Annotated in this window: 16 protein-coding genes; 9 read left to right on the forward strand and 7 right to left on the reverse strand. The window is 73.4% G+C overall.

Features of this window, described 5'->3' with window-relative positions:
• Positions 1–100 precede the first annotated feature (100 nt).
• The 3 genes from D1J63_RS08720 to D1J63_RS08730 all read right to left on the reverse strand — a co-directional run bounded on the left by D1J63_RS08720 (position 101) and on the right by D1J63_RS08730 (position 3,380).
• On the reverse strand, positions 101–2,041 hold the full coding sequence (locus D1J63_RS08720) for an aminotransferase class I/II-fold pyridoxal phosphate-dependent enzyme (RefSeq protein WP_125628467.1): 1,941 nt from the start codon (positions 2,039–2,041) through the stop codon (positions 101–103).
• On the reverse strand, positions 2,038–2,301 hold the full coding sequence (locus tag D1J63_RS08725; protein WP_061442100.1) for an acyl carrier protein: 264 nt from the start codon (positions 2,299–2,301) through the stop codon (positions 2,038–2,040). The genes D1J63_RS08720 and D1J63_RS08725 overlap by 4 nt, the downstream gene beginning before the upstream one ends.
• Positions 2,302–2,372: 71 nt before the next feature.
• Positions 2,373–3,380 (reverse strand): beta-ketoacyl-ACP synthase III, encoded by a 1,008-nt coding sequence (locus D1J63_RS08730; RefSeq protein WP_125628468.1) that lies wholly within the window; start codon positions 3,378–3,380, stop codon positions 2,373–2,375.
• Positions 3,381–3,752: 372 nt separating this feature from the next.
• Here D1J63_RS08730 and D1J63_RS08735 point away from each other — a divergent pair, with 372 nt between their 5' ends.
• The 7 genes from D1J63_RS08735 (at position 3,753) to D1J63_RS08765 (ending at position 9,612) form a co-directional block, all read left to right on the forward strand.
• On the forward strand, positions 3,753–3,998 hold the full coding sequence (locus tag D1J63_RS08735; protein ID WP_102931542.1) for a phosphopantetheine-binding protein: 246 nt from the start codon (positions 3,753–3,755) through the stop codon (positions 3,996–3,998).
• A complete protein-coding gene (locus D1J63_RS08740) occupies positions 3,995–5,218 on the forward strand; it encodes a beta-ketoacyl-[acyl-carrier-protein] synthase family protein (protein ID WP_125628469.1) in 1,224 nt (407 codons plus the stop codon). The genes D1J63_RS08735 and D1J63_RS08740 overlap by 4 nt, the downstream gene beginning before the upstream one ends.
• 126 nt (positions 5,219–5,344) lie before the next feature.
• Positions 5,345–5,785, forward strand: a complete 441-nt coding sequence (locus D1J63_RS08745; protein WP_125628470.1) for a DUF6041 domain-containing protein — start codon at positions 5,345–5,347, stop codon at positions 5,783–5,785.
• 7 nt (positions 5,786–5,792) lie between these two features.
• On the forward strand, positions 5,793–6,683 hold the full coding sequence (locus tag D1J63_RS08750) for a DUF6206 family protein (RefSeq protein ID WP_125628471.1): 891 nt from the start codon (positions 5,793–5,795) through the stop codon (positions 6,681–6,683).
• Entirely contained in the window at positions 6,670–7,467 is a 798-nt protein-coding gene (locus D1J63_RS08755; RefSeq protein ID WP_125628472.1) for a 4'-phosphopantetheinyl transferase superfamily protein, read from the forward strand. Before D1J63_RS08750 ends, D1J63_RS08755 begins: the two co-directional genes overlap by 14 nt.
• 26 nt (positions 7,468–7,493) lie before the next feature.
• Positions 7,494–8,702 carry a RedV protein gene (locus tag D1J63_RS08760; RefSeq protein WP_125628473.1) on the forward strand — a complete coding sequence of 403 codons (1,209 nt, stop codon included), beginning with the start codon at positions 7,494–7,496 and terminating at the stop codon, positions 8,700–8,702.
• A 256-nt stretch (positions 8,703–8,958) separates the two neighbouring features.
• Positions 8,959–9,612, forward strand: a complete 654-nt coding sequence (locus tag D1J63_RS08765) for a response regulator transcription factor (protein WP_102932193.1) — start codon at positions 8,959–8,961, stop codon at positions 9,610–9,612.
• A gap of 78 nt (positions 9,613–9,690) precedes the next feature.
• Here the strand turns inward: D1J63_RS08765 and D1J63_RS08770 are convergent, their stop codons facing one another.
• Genes D1J63_RS08770 through D1J63_RS08790 form a run of 4 tightly spaced genes read right to left on the reverse strand, consistent with a single transcriptional unit; the run spans position 9,691 to position 15,359 of the window.
• Complete coding sequence (locus D1J63_RS08770; protein WP_125628474.1) at positions 9,691–10,011, reverse strand: RedY protein; 321 nt, start codon at positions 10,009–10,011, stop codon at positions 9,691–9,693.
• Between the two features lie 25 nt (positions 10,012–10,036).
• Positions 10,037–11,212 carry an L-prolyl-[peptidyl-carrier protein] dehydrogenase gene (redW, locus tag D1J63_RS08775; RefSeq protein ID WP_125628475.1) on the reverse strand — a complete coding sequence of 392 codons (1,176 nt, stop codon included), beginning with the start codon at positions 11,210–11,212 and terminating at the stop codon, positions 10,037–10,039.
• The gene (locus D1J63_RS37085; RefSeq protein ID WP_277601458.1) at positions 11,209–14,517 is read right to left on the reverse strand and encodes a beta-ketoacyl synthase N-terminal-like domain-containing protein; all 3,309 of its coding nucleotides are present in this window, start codon (positions 14,515–14,517) and stop codon (positions 11,209–11,211) included. The genes redW and D1J63_RS37085 overlap by 4 nt, the downstream gene beginning before the upstream one ends.
• 35 nt (positions 14,518–14,552) lie before the next feature.
• On the reverse strand, positions 14,553–15,359 hold the full coding sequence (locus D1J63_RS08790; RefSeq protein ID WP_206209957.1) for a BTAD domain-containing putative transcriptional regulator: 807 nt from the start codon (positions 15,357–15,359) through the stop codon (positions 14,553–14,555).
• 519 nt (positions 15,360–15,878) lie between these two features.
• Between D1J63_RS08790 and D1J63_RS08795 the strand changes: the two genes are divergently transcribed.
• The gene (locus tag D1J63_RS08795) at positions 15,879–16,550 is read left to right on the forward strand and encodes a TrkA family potassium uptake protein (protein ID WP_042821828.1); all 672 of its coding nucleotides are present in this window, start codon (positions 15,879–15,881) and stop codon (positions 16,548–16,550) included.
• Complete coding sequence (locus D1J63_RS08800; RefSeq protein ID WP_031035218.1) at positions 16,550–17,230, forward strand: TrkA family potassium uptake protein; 681 nt, start codon at positions 16,550–16,552, stop codon at positions 17,228–17,230. The genes D1J63_RS08795 and D1J63_RS08800 overlap by 1 nt, the downstream gene beginning before the upstream one ends.
• The last annotated feature ends 73 nt before the right edge of the window (positions 17,231–17,303 follow it).

Below are 17,303 nucleotides of genomic sequence, written 5' to 3' on the forward strand. Positions count from 1 at the left end.
CTCCTTGACGTGCGTGGGTGGCTCGGGGCCCGGGCCCCGCCCGGCAGGGAGGGGGCCTGCCGGGCGGGGGCCGGACGTGCGGGGCGGACGGAGACGGCCGCTACGGGGTGCCGGGCAGCACCCCGGTCTCGCGGGCTGCTTCGACGAAGATCCCGGCGGCCTCGTCCAGGTCCTGCGGGGTGTGCTCGCAGGTGACGCTGACCCGCAGCCGGGCGTCGCCGAGGGGGACGCCGGGGTAGACCACGGTCTGGCAGAACAGGCCGCGGGCGCGTACCGCCCGGCCCATCTCCATGGCGCGGCGTTCGTCGCCGATGACGATGGGCAGGATCGCGCTCTCGGAGTGCTCCAGGTCGAACCCGGCCTCCAGCAGCCGGTCGCGCAGCGTGCCGATGTTGGTCCACAGCCGCTTGAGGCGTTCGGGCTCGGCCTCGATGACGTCGATGGCGGCGATCAGCCCTGCGGCGACCCCGGCGGGGATGTTCGCGGCGAAGACGTAGGAGTTGGAGTAGTAGCGCAGGTACTCGACGACCTCCTCCTCGCCGACGACGAACCCGCCCATGCCGGCCAGGGTCTTGCTCATGGTGCCCAGCTCCAGGTCGACCTCGCCCTTGAGGCCGAAGTGCTCGGCGGTGCCGGAGCCGCGGACGCCGAGGACGCCGGTGGAGTGCGCGTCGTCGATCATGACGCGGGCGTCGTACTCCTTGGCCAGGCGGACGATCTCGGGCAGGTCGCACACGTCGCCGTGCATGCTGAAGACGCCGTCGGCGACGATCAGCCTGCCGCCGGTGCCCTCCGCGGCGCTGCGGCTGAGGATCCGCTCCAGGTCGGCCATGTCGTTGTGCCGGTAGATCTTGCGCACCGCGCCGGAGAGCCGGGCGCCGTCGACGATGCTCATGTGGTTGAGGCGGTCGACGACGAGGGTGTCGTAGCTCTTGACCAGGGCCGAGATGGCGCCGAGGTTCGCGGAGTAGCCACCGGGATAGACGATGCAGGCGGGCCGCTGCTTGAACGCCGCCAGCCTGCGCTCCAGTTCCTTGTGCAGCATGTTGGTGCCGCCGATGAACCGGGAGCCGGTGTGGGTGGCGCCGTAGGTGCGGGTGGCGTCGCAGACGGCCTCGACGACACTGGGGTGGTTGGCGAGGCCGAGGTAGTTGTTGGAGGCGAACATGAGGAACTCGCGCTTGCGGCCCTCCAGTTCGTCGAAGATGACGGCGCGGTTCCCGCACTTGGAGTGCAGCGGCATGCCGTACCAGTACAGGCGGTCCTTCTCGCGGGAGCGCAGGTAGCCGGCGAAGCTGCGGGTCTTGGCGAACAGGTCGGGGTCGCGCTGCTCGGTGAAGTCCTTCATGGAGCGGTGGTCCCAGCCGTCCCCGTGGGCTCCGGGTGCCGAGCCGGGGGCCTGCCGCGGCTGGTCCGTGCCCGCGCCGTCGGCGGCGTCCGGGCCCGCGCCGGTGGCCGTGTCCCGGGCGGCGGTGTCGCAGGCGCGCAGCGCGTCGGCCAGGGTGCGCAGGGTCGTGGCGCCGGCGAGGTCCGGATCCGCCCCGGTGAGCCCGAGCCGCTCGGTGGCCTCGGCGACGACGGAGGTCAGGACGACCGAGTCGACACCCAGCTCGCCCTCCAGGTCGGCGTCGAGGGCGAGTTGGTGGCGCTGGTACTGGGTCTGCCGCATGGCGGCGGCGACCACGGCCTCGGTGACGGGGTCGTCCGCTCCCCCGTCGGCGGCGGGCGCGGCCCCGGCGGTGGCGGACGCGTCGGCGCCGGCGGTGGCGGACGCGTCGGCGCCGGCCAGCGCGGTCCGTACGGCGTCCACGAGTTCGCCGATGGTCGCGGAGCCGGCCGGCAGCTCGGCGGTGAGGGCGAAGTGCTCGCGGACGGAGGCCAGGACGGACTCCATGATGACCGAGTCGATGCCGAGGTCGGCCTCGAAGTGGCTCTCCGGCCGCAGGTGGGCGACGTCGTAGAGGGTGCGGGCGGCGATGACCTCCACGACGCCGTCGCGGATGCGCGCGGTGTCCGGGTGGGTGTCCACGGGGTTCGTCATGCCGCGCTGCCCCCCTCGGTCTGCCGGAGGCGGTCGACCAGGGCGCAGATCGCGTTGACGGACCGGAAGTTCTGCGGGGTGACCTCGGGCAGGGGCACCGTGACGCGGAACTCGCCCTGCAGGTAGTGGACGAGGTCGAAGATGGCGGCGGAGTCGATGATGTTGAGCTCCGCGATGGGGGTGTCCGGCTCCAGGCCTTCGGCGTCGCCGCCCATCCAGGCGTCGGCGATGTAGTCGGTGATCAGTTTCCGAGGAGTCATGGTCGTCCTTGGTTCATCGGTCGTCTGCACGCGCTGGGACCGGGCTCCGCTCCGGGGCCGGCCCGCCGCTCTCAGACCGGATCGATGGCGGGCCAGGTCAGTGCGGCGGCGCCCCAGGTGAGTCCGCCGCCGAACGCGGTGAGCAGGATCCGGTCGCCGGGCCGGATGGTGCCCTGGGCGTGCGCGTGGTCGAGCGCGAGGGGGATGGAGGCGGCCGCCGTGTTGCCCACCTCGGCGATGTTGCCGACGCTGCGCTGTCGGGGGATGCCGATCTCGTCGGCCAGTCGTGCGGTGATGCGGTGGTTGGCCTGGTGGCTGACCAGCCAGTCCACGTCCTCCAGTCGCCAGCCGGCCCGGTCGAGCACGCTCGCCGCGCACTCGCCCATGCGCTGGACGGCGAGCCAGAAGACCCGCTTGCCCTCCATGGTGAAGTAGCGGTCGGCGGAGTCGGCCGCTGCCGTCTCGCCCGGCCGCGGCGGGCCGCCGGCCGGCACGGTGATCAGGTCCACGCCGGTGCCGTCGCTGCCCAGCCGCAGCGGGCCGAGGGCACCGGTCTCGTCCGCCTCGCCGGCCCGCAGGACGACGGCTCCCGCGCCGTCACCGAAGATCACCGAGGTGGACCGGTCCTCGGGGTTGAGGATCCGGGAGAACGTCTCCGCGCCGATGACGAGGACCCGTTCCGCCGCTCCGGAAGCGATCAGACCGGAGCCCGCGGCGAGCCCGTAGAGGAACCCGGAGCACACCGCGGCCACGTCGAACGCCGTGATCGGGCCGGCCCCCAGCCGGGCCGCCACCGTCGGCGCGGTCGCCGGGCAGGGCCGGTCCGGGGTGGTGGTGGCCACGATGACCGCGTCGATCGCGTCCGGGGTCAGACGCGCGGACTTCAGCGCCCGCTCGGCGGCGCCCACCGCCAGGTCGGAGGTCTGGGTGCCGTCCTCGGCGACGTAGCGCTGCGCGATGCCCGTCCGCGCCCGGATCCAGGCGTCCGAGGTGTCCATGGTCCGTTCCAGCTCGGCGTTGGTGACGCACCGGGACGGCAGACAGGAGCCGATGCCGGCGACCACGGACGCCCGGCTCACCGGGCACCGCCCACGGAGCGGCTCCGGTGAGCGGTCTGCCGGCACGTGCGGCGACGGAGACGGGAAACCACGTGTGTGCTCCTCGCGTGTTGGACGGTTTACCGGCCGGTCGGTGCGGGGAGTAACCCGGGCACCCCGGCCGTCCCGAGTCTGGCCGGGTCCCCTGACCGGGCGCTGACGTCCCGCTGACCGCGGCTCCCACCCGGCAGGCGCACCGCCCGGGGGTCAGCGAGCCGTCAGCGAGCCGTCAGCGCACCGCCCCAGACTTGCCGCAGCGTCGCATCGTCGCCGCACGCCGCCCCCGCACCACCCCGTCGGCGGGCCGGGGCGGCGTGCGGCGACCGATCCACCCAGGAAAGGCGGACCACACTGATGAGCACCACCTACGACAGGCTCGTTGATCTGCTGGTCGACGGTTTCGCGGTGGACCGCGCTGCGATCCGTCCGGACGTGACCTTCGAAGAACTGGAGATGGACTCGCTGTTCCTCGTGGAACTGCTTCTCGTCATCCAGTCCGAGTTCGGTGTGAAGATCAGCGAGGACGCCGCGGTCCCGACCGACACCATCTCCCACGCGGTGGCGCTGGTCGACAGCGAGATAGCGGCCACGGCGTCATGACCGACCGCTCCGTTGCCGTGACCGGGCTCGGTCTGGTGACCGCGGCCGGACTGGGCGTCGACGCCACCTGGGAGGGGGTGGTGCGCGGGGAGTCGGCGGGAGCCAGGGACGAGCGGCTCGCCGGACTGCCCGTGGACATCGCCTGCGCGGTGCCGGGCCTGGACCCGGCGCGCCACGTGGACCGGCGCAGCAGGCTGGTCCACGACCGCTTCGTGCAGCTGGCGATCGTGGCCGCCCGGGAGGCCGTGGCCGACGCCGGCCTCGATCCGCAGACCTGGGACGGCGCCCGGGTGGGCGTGGTCGTGGGCTGCGGGCTGGGCGGCGTGTCGACGTGGGAGACCCAGCACCGGCGGCTGCTGGAGCGCGGGCCCGAGGCGGTCTCCGCGCTGCTGGTGCCGATGCTGGTGCCCAACATGGCGGCCGGGCACCTCGCGATGGACCTGCGGGCCCTCGGCCCCAACCTGGTGACCGCGACCGCGTGCGCCTCGGGCGGCACCGCGCTCGGCACCGCCGCCCGGCTGCTCCAGGACGGGACGTGCGACATCGTCGTGGCCGGTGGCAGCGAGGCGGGGGTCAGCCCGCTCATGGTCACGGGCTTCGCGCAGATGGGCGCGCTGTCCCGCAGGACCGAGGAGCCGGCCGCGGCGTCCCGGCCCTTCGACGCCGACCGGGACGGCTTCGTCATCGGTGAGGGCAGCGGCATGCTCGTCCTGGAGCGGCCGGCGGACGCCGAGGCGCGCGGCGCCACGGTCCGCGCCCGGCTCGTGGGTCACGGCGCGTCGGCCGACGCCCACCACGTCACCGCGCCCGATCCCGAGGGCGCCGGCGCGCAGCGGGCGATGGAGGCGGCCCTGGCCCAGGCGGGCGTCACCGGCCGCGACATCGACCACGTGAACGCGCACGGAACCTCGACGCCGCTCAACGACGCGGTGGAGGCCGCGGTGCTGGGCCGGCTGCTGGGCGACGGGGCGACCGTCACCTCGACCAAGGGTGTCCTCGGGCACACGCTGGGCGCCGCCGGTGCCATCGAGGCGGCGCTGACCGTGCTGTCCGTCGAGCGGTCCACCGTCCCGCCGACCGCGAACCTCCGGCGGCAGGACCCCGCCGTCGACCTGGACGTGGTCGCCGGCGCCGCGCGGGAGCAGAAGGTGGAGCTGGCGATGAGCAACTCCTTCGGCTTCGGCGGGCAGAACGCGGTCCTGGTCTTCGCCTCCCCGTAGAGCCCGCCCGGGACCTCCCCGGCCGTTCCCGAACCCGGTGCCCGAAGCCCGTACCGAACCCCGAACCCCGTCACCTGCGTCCCCCGTTCGGGGCGCCCCTCGTCAACCTCCGGAAGAAGCTGTCCCGTGACCGGACGAAACCTGATCCTCCAGCGCATCGTCGGCGCCCTCTACATCCTTGCGGGGATAGGCAAGTTCTTCCCGCAGCTGGAGTCGGTGGAGGGGCGCCTGGACGACGCCTCGGAAGCCAACCAAGGAACCGTGATCTCCGGCTTCGTGGACTGGCTGGACAGCCACCCCACCGGCGTCATGTGGTTCGTCGCCGTCGCGATGGTCGCGGCGGGCGTGGCGCTGCTGTGGAACCGCCGGGGCCTGGTGGTCGCGGCGCTCTACGGCCAGTTGCTGATGCTGGTGATGTTCGTGATCATCCTGGTGAGCAGTGTCCCGCAGATCCTGGTGATGGACGCCGCCTTCTTCGCCGCCGCGATCTACCTCCTGTACCGGTACCACTCGTCGCCGGGCGGGCGGGTCGCCGCGCCGTCCGGCCCGTCCCGGGAAGCCCGGTGACCCGGCCATGACCTTCTCCGTACCCTTCGACGCGCTCGACGCCCTTGAGGACGAGGTCACGCGGGCACTGCGGACCACCGACGACCGGGCCCTGACCATCCTCGGCTACGGGGAGGTGACGCTGGTGCTGCGCCTGGAGACCGACACGGGCGCGTTCGCGTGCAAGCGGCTGCCGGTGTTCCCGTCCCCGGAGCGGCTGGACCGGCACTCGGCGCTGGTCGACGACTACATCACCCGGCTGGACAAGGGCGGCATCGCGGTCGCCGAGACCCGCATGTGGCACCGGCCGCTGCGGGGCGGCCGGGCCGTCGCCTACTGCGTCCAGGAGGCGCTGCCCGAGGAGCGGTTGTGCTCGCGCCTGCTGCACACGGCCGGCGAGGCCTGGTGCGAGGGGTTCTTCGAGCGGTTCCTCGACCGCGTCGAGGCGACCGTCACGCCCCGGCTGGGGCTGGACGGGCAGGCGTCCAACTGGATCGAGTTCGACGGCGAGTTGGTCTACCTCGACGTGACGACCCCGCTGATGCGCGACGAGCGCGAGCGGGAACTCCTCGACGTGCCCCTGTTCTTCACCTCCCTGCCGTGGCTGCTGCGGGACGTGGTGCGGCTGGCGATGACGAAGTCGATCTTCGACAAGTTCTACACGCCGCGCGGAGTGGTCCTCGACTTCCTCGGCAACCTGCACAAGGAGCGGCTGGAGTGGCTCGTCCCCCGCTTCCTCGAGCAGGCCAACGCCCGCCTGGACCGGCCGCTGGACGCCGAGGAGGTCAGGGCCTACTACCGTGACGACGCGCGGATGTGGGAGCTGATCCAGCGGCTGCGCAAGGCGGACCGCTTCGTCCACAACAAGGTGCTGCACCGTCCCTACCCATTCCTGCTGCCCCGTCATGTCGCCCGGTGAGACCGCGACGGCACGCGCGGCGGACGGCCTCGCGGACCAGGTGGTGCTGGACGTGTCCCGGCCGCTGCGCGTCACGCACCTGACGCCGGCGTCCCGGCGGCTCACCCTCGCCGTGGTGTCCATCGGCTGGCTGCGCGGGCGGAGCCAGGAGGCCCTCGCCGAGCTTCGCGCGCGGTACCTGACGCCCGCCGAGGCGGAACGGGCCGCGACGCTGCGCGCGCCCCGCCGCAGACACGAGTGGCTGGCCGGCCGGCTCGCGCTGAAGCACGCCGTCAGCGCGCACGGCCGGCGGCACTGGGGTGTGGACCGGGCGCCCGGCACCGTGGAGGTGCGCACCGTGGTCGGGGGCATCCAGGCGGGAAGGCCGGTGGTGGACGCGCCGGTCGAGGTGGGTCTGACGCACTCGGGGGACTTCGCGGTCGCGGTGTGCGGACCGCACGCGATCGGCGTCGACCTGGAGTACGACCGGCCGATGCCGCCGACCCTGGCCGGCTTGCTCGACGGGGAGTGCGACCCGCGGGCGCCGTCACCGGACGCCCGACGGCTGGCGGCCATGCCGACGGCGCTGCGCTGGACGTGCAAGGAGGCCGTGCTCAAGTACTACGGCTTCGGACTGCGGGTCGACGCCCGCGAGGTGGCGCTGACCGGCTGGCTGCCGGACGGCCGCTTCACCTGGCGGCCCGGGGGCGGGCTGCTGCGTCACGCCCCCACCGCCGAGACGCGGCGGCCGACGGGATGGGCCGGCGCCGTCCACGGCCACCACCTGGCCCTCGTGGGGCGATGAGCCCGGCCTTCGAAGAGGAGATCGTCATGACCACCCGCAGCACGGACCGTGCCGCCGCGCCGGTGTCCACGTTCGCACAGGCGCTCGAGGCGGCGGCGGCAACGGCGGCGCTGAGCCCCTCCTCGCACAACTGCCAGCCGTGGGGCCTCGCCCGTGCCACGACCGCGGCGGCGCGCCGGGCGGCGGCGGACCTGACCGGCCGGGACGCGGACGAGTACCTGGTCCTGGCCCTGGACCGGGAGCGGGAACTGACCGCGCTGGCCGCCCACGCCGTCGAGATGGAGGTGAGCTGCGGCATCTACTGGCGAATCCTGCTGCGCGCCCTGGCGGCCCAGGGCTGGACGGCCGCCGCGGTGCGCACCCTGGACGGGGACGGCGGGTCCGGGAGCGGGGACGCGGCCCTGTCCGGGAACGCGTCCGGGGCCGGTGCTCTGGCCGGTGCCGGGTGGCCGGCGGCGTGGACGCCGCTGTGCGTGGTGGCGCTGCGTCCCGGGACGCCGTCCGAGGAGCGGCTGGACGACCTGCGCGAGACCGCGCTGGCTCGCCGCACCCACCGCGGGCCGTACCGGCCGGCGCCGGTCTCCGCCGAACTGCTGCGCGACCTGGCGCAGACCGGCTCGCCGGAGGGCGAGAAGGACGCGGTCCGCCTGCGCCACCTGACCGAGCGGCGGGACCTGCGCGCGTTCGCGGCGTTCGTCGCCCGGCACGCGGGCCTCGACTTCGGGCACCGTGCCGCCTGGCGGGAGACCCACTCCTTCCTGCGCCGGGACCTCGCGGACGCCGCCGCGCGGGGGGACGGGTTCACGCTGGAGCAGCTGTTCGGGCCCATGTCCCGGCCGCGCCGGGCCGCGATGCGCCGTGCGCTGGCGCCGGCCACCATGCACCTGCTGGGGAAGGCCGGCTACCACCGGGTGCTGGCCGCCGGGCTCGCCGACATCGTGCGCCGCACTCCGACCGTGGTGACGATGGGTTTCGCGGAGCGGACGCCCGCCCGGGCGGACCTGCTGCGCGGCGGAGCTCGACTGGCCGACTACTGGTGGCGGGCGACCCGGCACGGGCTGTCCCTGCATCCCGTCAGCATCGTCGTCCAGCACGAGGACCTGCGCGTCCGGCTGGAGCGCGAGCTGTCCCTGCCCGGCGGCCGCACCTTCTTCGTGAGCCGGGTCGGTGTCGCCGGGCGTCCCGCGCCGCACTCCCACCGGCGCGACGAGGCCGCCGGGCACGTGGAGATCTGAGGCGGACAGGCACGCGACCAGGGGCATTCACAAGATTCCCGACAAGATCTTCATCGGGGTGAAACAGATTCGTATCAGGCTGTCACCCGGGCATCACAAGCCCCTCTCCAGGCGCGCACAAGCGTGCTAAGTTTGGCCGCATGACGCATATCGGGGGAATCACAAAGAAAGGCGTCCGGCTCCGAGCTGTCACCGCCGGGCCCGATCCGCAGCATCTCTGCCATTCAGATCCCTCCTCCCGTCCGAAAGCCCGCGCATGACGACCCGTGTCCTGGTGTGCTGCGACCGCGTCATCATGGGCGAGGGAATGCGCGCACTGCTGGAGCGGCACCATCTGAAGGTGCAGGTGGAGACCACCTTGCGTGGCTCGCTCAGCACCGCGGCGGAGACCGGGCCCGACATCCTGGTCGCCGTCGCGCCCCTGGTGACGCTGGACAACATCGACAGACTGACCGAGCTGGCCCGCCTCGGCAAGACGATTCTCCTGAGCAAACCGGAGAACACCCATCGCGCATTCGAGGCACTCCGTGTCGGAGTACGCGCCGTATTGTCGGCGGAAACTTCGGTCGAAGAACTGGTGCACGTCATCAAAACCATCACCGAAGTGAACGCCATAATCGCCCCGGAAGAGGCCCAGGAGGCCTTGACGCGCTATTGGCGGAGCAAAGCACCGAAGAATCTCCGCCCGGACCTGACTCCACGGGAAACAGAAGTACTTATTTTATTGACCCAGGGGAAGACGAACACCGAGATGGCCGGGCACCTTTCCGTCTCGTCCACCACGGTCCGGTCGCACGTGCACCGGGTCCTGCGCAAACTGGGTGCGGCGACCCGCGCCCAGGCCGTCGCCATCGCCTACGAGTCGGGACTCCTGGGCACCTGCCCGGGCTACGGCTCTCCCACGCGCTGAGATTCCCATGTCCGAGGGGCCGAACGGCTCGTCTCCGTTCGGCCCCTCGGGGCTCCGCCTGGCCGGCGGACCGCCGCGTCAGGGCTGTGCCGCGTAGCCCGGTTCCAGGCGTTCGCCGCTCATCTCCTCGACAACCGAGGCCATCGTGTCGAATGCGGCGACCAGGCCCTGAAAGGCTTCCGATTTCATGTCCCGGGAGAATGCGTCCAGTGTGCTCACCGAGATGATCTCGAAGTAGTGGAATGGAGCGTCCCGCTCCGTGCTCACCCGCTGCACCGCGAAGGCGCGCACACTCGGCAGTCGGGGACAGGTCGCGTAGTCGACGTCCCGGACCCAGGCCTCGAAACGGGCCGGGTCCACTCCGTCGTGCAGCCGAATACGGTGGATGATGACGTCCATGTCTCGCTTCTCCCTGGCTCTGTGCTCAGCGGCGTGCCGCGGGACGCCGGCGCCCCAGGCCCAGCGCTCGCGCGACGTTGTTCTTCTGGATCTCGTTGGTGCCGGAGAAGATCCGGGCGGGCAGCGCGTCCCGCAGCAGGGACTCCGCCTCCCCGTCCAGCACGCCCAGCGCACCCCGTATCTGGACGGCGTCCAGGCCGAGTTGCACGGCGGCCTCGCTGACCGCGATCTTCGCCAGGGCCGGGCCGATCTCGTCCGCCGTGCCGTCGGCCAGTGACCGCGCCGCGCGGTAGAGCATCAGCCTGGCCCCCTCGTAGCGGCCCAGCATGTCGACGATGCGGTGGCTGACCGCCTGGAACTCCCCGATCGGCGAGCCGAACTGCTCGCGGTCCCGGGCGTGTTCCACCGTGGACTCCAGCACCCGGCGCATCGCCCCGAGGTAGGCCGCGAAGAGGCAGGTGCGCTCCCACTTCATCGACCCGGAGAAGATGCTCGCCCCGGCGCCTTCCGCCCCCAGTACCGCCGCGGCCGGGACGGGGCAGTCGTCGAAGTGGACGTCGGCCGTCGGGGAGCCGCGCAGCCCCACCTTGTCGTACGGCTGCCCCACCGTGAGCCCCGGGGTGGACGCCTCGACAAGGAAGGTGGTCAGCCCGAAGAAGCCGCCGTCCGGGTCGGTGGCGGCCTGCACCACGAACATGTCGGCCACCGGGGCGTTGGTGATGAAGCACTTGGCACCGTTGAGGACGTAGCCGCCGTCGACGGCCCGGGCGCGGGTGCGCAGACGCAGCGCGTCCGACCCGGCCTCCGGCTCGGTGATCGCGTGCGCGGCGATCCGCTCGCCCGAGGCGAGGGCCGGCAGCCACGCGGCGCGCTGCTCCTCGGTGCCGAACTCGACGATCGGCATGACGGCGGCGAACAGGTGCGCGGCGACCGAGAAGGCGAAACCGGTGTCCGCGCAGCCGTACCCGAGCGCCTCCATCGTCGCGGCCGCGGCCACCGCGTCCAGACCGCTGCCGCCGAACTCGCCCGGCACGGTGGTGCCCACCAGGCCCTGTTTGCCGGCCAGGCGCCAGCGCCGCCGGAAGTCCTCGGCGTCGGCGAAGCGGCCGGAGGAGTCCAGCTCGCGCCGGGCGAACCGCACGACCATGTCGCGCATCTCCGCCGTCTCGGCGTCGAACCCGGCCTCGAAATCGAAGTTCATCGCGTTGCGTCCGTGCCTTCCTCGATGAGCAGGTGGTAGTTGATGCCGCCGGTTCCGAACGCGCTCACCGCGGCACGCCGCGGCCGGTCGGGCCCCGCGGGCCAGGGCAGGGCCTCGGTGGCCACCCGCGCCGGGACGGCGTCCAGGGCGAGGTCGGGGCTGAGTTCGCTCAGGTTGACGCTGGGCGGCAGGGTCGCCTGCCGCATCGCCTGGAGCGTGCGCAGCAGCCCGGCCGCGCCGGCCGCGGCGAAGGTGTGGCCGAGGAAGGACTTGGCGGACCCGATGTGCAGCGGTGCGCCGCGCCGCCCCGTGCCGTACACCTGCGCGACGGCGGCCACCTCCACCCGGTCGCCCAGCCGGGTCCCGGTGCCGTGGGCCTCCAGGTAGTCCACGTCGTCCGGACCGAAGTCCACCTGGGCGAAGGCCTGGCGCACCGCGCGGGCCTGGCCGTCGGCGTCCGGTGCGATCAGCGACTTCGTGTCGTTGGACGCGCCGACCGCGCGGAGCACGCCGAACACCGGGTCGCCGTCGCGCCGGGCGTCCGCAAGGCGCTTGAGCAGGAACAGCGCGCAGCCGTCGCCCGGGGTGAAGCCGTCGGCCGCCGCGTCGAAGGGGGTGATCCTGCTGTGCGACAGCAGGCCCAGCGCGGAGCACAGCACCATGTCCCGTGCGTTGCAGGGCAGTTCCACGCCCCCGGCGACGGCGTAGTCGGCGGCGCCGGAGCGCAGCCGTCCCACGGCGACGTCGAGCGCCGCCAGCGAGGACGCGCAGGCGGCCTCCACGGCCACCGGTACGGCGTCCAGGCGGTGTTCGTTGGCGACGAGGGCCGCGATGCCGCTGGCGACGCTGCCGTCGAAGGTGGTCGGCAGGTCGACCGGGCCCGGATCCGCGAACCGGTCCCGCACCAGCTTGGTCAGCGCCTCGACCTCGTCGGGCCCCAGCCGGCCGAGCGCGGCGAGGGAACGGACGTCCGCCTCCAGGTCGTCCAGGCACAGGCCGGTGTGCAGCCGGCGTTCCCTGGACAGGCCCAGGTTGCTGCCGACGGCCACCGTGCCGACGCCCTTGAGCGAGTGCGGTGGGCGCCCGTGACGGGCGAACATCTCGGTCGCCACGTCGAGAGCGAGGCGCTGGGCCGCGTCCATCGCCGCGTACCGGTGCGGCGGGATGCGCAGCCCGGCGGGCGGCGCGTCCGGCGCCGGGACGGGCGCGCCCAGGTCGGTGTAACTGCGGCCGCGGGCGAGCGCGCCCGGGGCGTGGTAGAGGTCCCGGTCGAACGACTCGGCCGGCAGCGGCCCGATCCGGTCCCGCCCGGAGAGCATGGTCCGCCAGAAGCCGTCCGCGTCGGGCGAGTCGGCGAACCGCCCACCAAACCCGACGACAGCGACGGGCTCCCCATCACCGGTCACCGCCGCCCCGGCACCGTCCCGCAGCACGGGCGCCCCGACGCCACCGCGTACGGCCGCAACGGCACGCCCGCGACCCTGGAAGCCGCCCCCGCCGCCTCCCGACAGACCGACGCCACCGCACGCGGATGCGTCGACGCCACCGCACGCGACGGCTGCCCCCTCGTCCACGGGCCTCACACCGACCGGGCCGTCGGGGACAGCCGCCTTCGAGCCGGCCGGGACTCCGTCCCCCGAGCCCACCGACGCACCGGCCTGCGAGCCGGCCGAGGCACCAGCCTCCGGGCCGCCCAGGACACCGTCCCCCGCGCCCACCGACGCACCAGCTTGCGAGCCGGCCACGACACCATCCGCCGGGCCGACCAAGGCACCGGCCTGCGAGCCGACCGATGCACCAGCCTCCGGGCCGACCGGGACACCAGCCTCCGGGTCGCCCAGGACACCATTCCCCGGGCCGGTCGTGACGTCGTCCGGCGAACCGGTGGTCGGCTCCGGGGCCCCGGTGGTAGCCGGGGTGTGCTCTTCGAGGAGCACGTGGCAGACCGTTCCGGTCAGGGAGGCGCCCAGCACCGCCGCCCGGCGAGGCGTGCCGTCCGCGGGGGGCTCCCACGGCTCGGCCGTGCGCGGTGCCCGGAACGGCTCGGCGGTCGCGCCGGTCCGCGCCGGGGGCACGGTGCGGTGGTGCAGGGCCAGCGCCGCCTTCGTGACACCGGCGAGCCCCGCGTTGGCGAACGTGTGGCCCAGCCGGTCTTGCACGCTGCCCAGGGCCACCGAGTCCCGCGGCGCACCGGCGTGGAGCGCGGCCAGCGCCTCCTGCTCGGCGCGCCCCAGCGCGTCCGTGCCCGGCCCGGCGCCCTCGACGAGGCCCACCGACCCGGGCGCGACGCCCGCCGTACGGTGCGCGGCCTCGGCGACCGCCCTGCGGTATGCGGCCGACAACGAGTGGCGGAAGGTGCCCGGCCGCCCCTCGTGCCGCAGCGCGCAGTCCAGGACCGACGCGTAGACGCGGTCGCCGTCCCGCCGCGCGGTCGAGCGGCGCTTGAGCAGCAGCGCCCCGAGCCCCTCGGCGAGTACCGGGGCGTCGCCGGTCCCGTCCGGTCCGGCCGCGAACCCCTTCGCCGCCAGCGCCCGCCGGGCGAACCGGCCCTCGTCGCGTTGCCCCACCACGACCAGCGCGGCGTCGGTCAGCCCGGCACGCAGACTGTCCACGGCGTGCGCGAGGGCCACGTACGACGTGGCGTCCGCCGACTCGACGGCGAGGGTGCGTCCGCGCAGCTTGAAGGCGGACGCGATGCGCGCCGGGATCGTACTGGCCATCTCGCCCACCCGGTCGTGCGGGGAGGCGCCGAGCCGGCGGGTCAGTACGTCGTTGAGTTCCCGCTCGGCCTGCTTCGGGTCGACACCGTCGTCCCGCCACGAGCCGTCCGCGAGGACCTCCGCCAGGTCCCGGGCGTAGCGGGCGCCGTCGATGCGCAGCGCGTTGGCGTACTGCCGGTCCAGGCCGAGGCAGGTGCCCACGACGACGTCCGTGCGGGCCGGGAGGCCGCCGGGGCCCGAGGCGTCGTCGAGGCACTGGCGGGCCGCCTCCACCATGAGCAGTTGCAGGCGGGCCATGGAGGCTGCCTGGGCCGGCGGGATGCCGAAGCGCGCGACGTCGACCTCGATGTCGCCCAGGCTCGCCGGCGCCGGTGCCGATCCCGCGTCGGTGCCGGCGCCGGACGGCGGGGCGGCGTCGGCGGTCAGCAGCCGCCACAGCTCCTCGATGCCGTGGGCGCGTGGGTGGAGGGCGGACATGCCGACGATGGCGATCGGTTCCGGGGGGCGGGGCGTCGCCGGTGCCGCCGGCGACGCGCCCCTGTCCGTGACTGTTTCCTTGTCTGACAACTTCTCGTTCCTGTTCACAAGGGCGCCGGCCGCGACCGGCCCGGAGGGGGCCGTCAGGCGGTGAGCAGGCTGCTGTCGGCCTGCGGGTACGGCTCCCGCCGCAGCGTGGACGGCACCTTCAGAACCGGGTCCTGGGCGAGGATCTCGGCGTGCCGTCGGCGCAGCAGCGCGCCCGGCTGGACGCCCAGCTCCTCGTCGAGCCGCTTCCTGGCCAGGTGGTACGACTCCAGCGCGTCGCCCTGGCGTCCCACCCGGTAGAGGCCGACCATCAGCAGCTCGCAGAACCGCTCGCGCAGCGGGTGCTGCGCCACCAGCTGCTGGAGCATGGCGATCGCCCTGGCCTCCCCGCCGAGCAGGAACAGCGCGCTCGCCAGGTCCTCCAGGGCCGTGAGCCGGCGCTCCTCGAACAGGGCCGCCGCGCCCCGGCAGCGCCGGCCCTCACCCGCGTCGATGAGGGCGGGGCCGCGCCACAGCCGCAGCCCCGCCTCCAGCAGTTCGACGGCGCGCGCCGGGTCGGCCGGGAGCACGGAGGCGCCCTGCGAGACCAGCCGCAGGAACCGGTTGCCGTCCACGCACTGCGGGTCGATCTCCAGGAGGTAGCCGCCGAGCACGGAGCGCAGGATGCCGCCGGCCCGCTCGGGGCAGGCGCGCTCGTTGATCACCTTCCGGGCGCGCGCGGCGTGCGCCTGGAGGGCGTTGAGGACGTTGTCGGGTGGGGTCGCCCCCCAGAGTTCGTCCACCAGGTCCGCGAGCGACACGGCGCGGCCCGCGTCGACGGCGAGTGTCGCCACCAGCGTGCGGACCTTCCCGGCTCGGATCCCGCCGCCGCTGTGCGGCGTGTTGATCGATACGGGTCCCAATATATTGATTTCCACACATCCCCCGAGGTTGTACAGGTTGTATCCATCGTCCGAGGGGTCTGCCACGCGTGCTGCCGGACAGCTCGGCGCGCCGGGTCGCCCTCGCGTGCTCCCCGCACTCCCGTGAGCGGACGGGGTGCTGGTCCACGGCGGTCCTTCTCGGCCCCGAAGGGCCGCCGCCCGGTCTTTGGCTGGCTCTCGGCCAGTTCTCTTGCCGGGGTCCATCGTGGCAAGTGCTGTCCGACCCGTCATCCACCGAACGATCGGATTCCGGCCTCAACACAGGACCGGCGAAGCGTGACGTCACCGTCAATGTGTTGAGGCGCGACCGCGTTCCGGTTCAACGGAACTGAACGACGCGAACGAACCACCCCGGCGGGGTCCGGCGGCGGCGGACCGGCATGATGGTGACCCGCGGCCCTCAGCGGGGCCGCGGATGTTTGCCCGTCGAGCCGAAAGAGGAAGATGAACGGGATGTTCACCCCGGTAAGAGGGCTGAGAAGAAGAGTGGTGTGAGCCGTGCACATTGTCATCATGGGCTGCGGGCGGGTGGGCTCGGCGCTGGCCCAGACCCTGGAGCAGCAGGGGCACACGGTCGCCGTGATCGACCGGGACCCCACCGCCTTCCGACGCCTCGGTTCCTCGTTCGGCGGCCGCCGCGTCACCGGCATCGGCTTCGACCAGGACACCCTGCGTGAGGCGGGCGTCGAGGAGGCCGGCGCCTTCGCCGCCGTCTCCAGCGGCGACAATTCGAACATCATCGCCGCCCGCGTCGCACGCGAGATGTTCGGCGTGGAGAACGTCGCCGCCCGCATCTACGACCCTCGCCGTGCCGAGGTCTACCAGCGCCTGGGCATTCCCACCGTGGCCACCGTCCGTTGGACGGCCGACCAGATGCTGCGCCGGCTGCTGCCCTCGGGTGCCGAGCCGCTGTGGCGCGACCCCACCGGCGGTGTCCAGCTCGCCGAGGTGCACACCTCCTCGGCCTGGGTCGGTCACAAGATCAGCCGGCTCCAGGAGGAGACGGGTGTGCGGGTCGCGTTCGTGACCCGGCTCGGGGAGGCGATCCTGCCCTCCTCGCAGACCGTCCTGCAGGAGGGCGACCTCGTGCACGTGATGATGCGCACCGACGAGGTCCACAAGGTCGAGGCGGCGTTCGCCAAGGGTCCCGAAGAGGAGGGCGGTCACTGATGAGGGTCGCCATTGCCGGAGCCGGCGCGGTCGGCCGTTCGATCGCGGGCGAGCTGCTGGAGAACGGCCACGAGGTCCTGCTCATCGACAAGGCGCCGACCGCCATCTCGGTCGAGCGCGTCCCGATGGCGGAGTGGCTGCTCGCCGACGCGTGCGAGATCACGTCGCTGGACGAGGCGGCGCTCCAGCGCTGCAACGTCGTCATCGCCGCGACGGGCGACGACAAGGTCAACCTGGTCGTCTCCCTGCTGGCCAAGACGGAGTACGGCGTTCCGCGCGTCGTCGCCCGGGTGAACAACCCGAAGAACGAGTGGCTCTTCAACGAGTCCTGGGGCGTGGACGTCGCCGTGTCCACCCCGCGGCTGATGTCGGCCCTGGTGGAGGAGGCGGTGAGCGTCGGCGACCTGGTCCGGCTGCTGCGCTTCAGCCACGGCGACGCGAACCTGGTCGAACTGACGCTGCCGGAGGAGTCGGCCCTGGCCGGCACCCAGGTGGGGGACGTCCAGTGGCCCGAGGACACCTCGCTGGTGACGATCATCCGCGGCACCCGGGTGCTGACGCCGTCCCGGGAGGACTCCCTGGAGGCGGGCGACGAACTGCTCTTCGTCGCCGCGCAGGCCCGTGAGGAGCAGCTGGAGGACCTGCTGTCGGCCCGCAGACGGCCGGACGGCACGGTCTGAGCAGGGCGGTACGGCGCGATACGGCGGTGGGGCGCCCGGAGATCTCCGGGCGCCCCACCGCCGTATCGCCATA

This window comes from Streptomyces sp. KPB2 (genome assembly GCF_003950055.1).
Lineage (GTDB): Bacteria > Actinomycetota > Actinomycetes > Streptomycetales > Streptomycetaceae > Streptomyces > Streptomyces salinarius.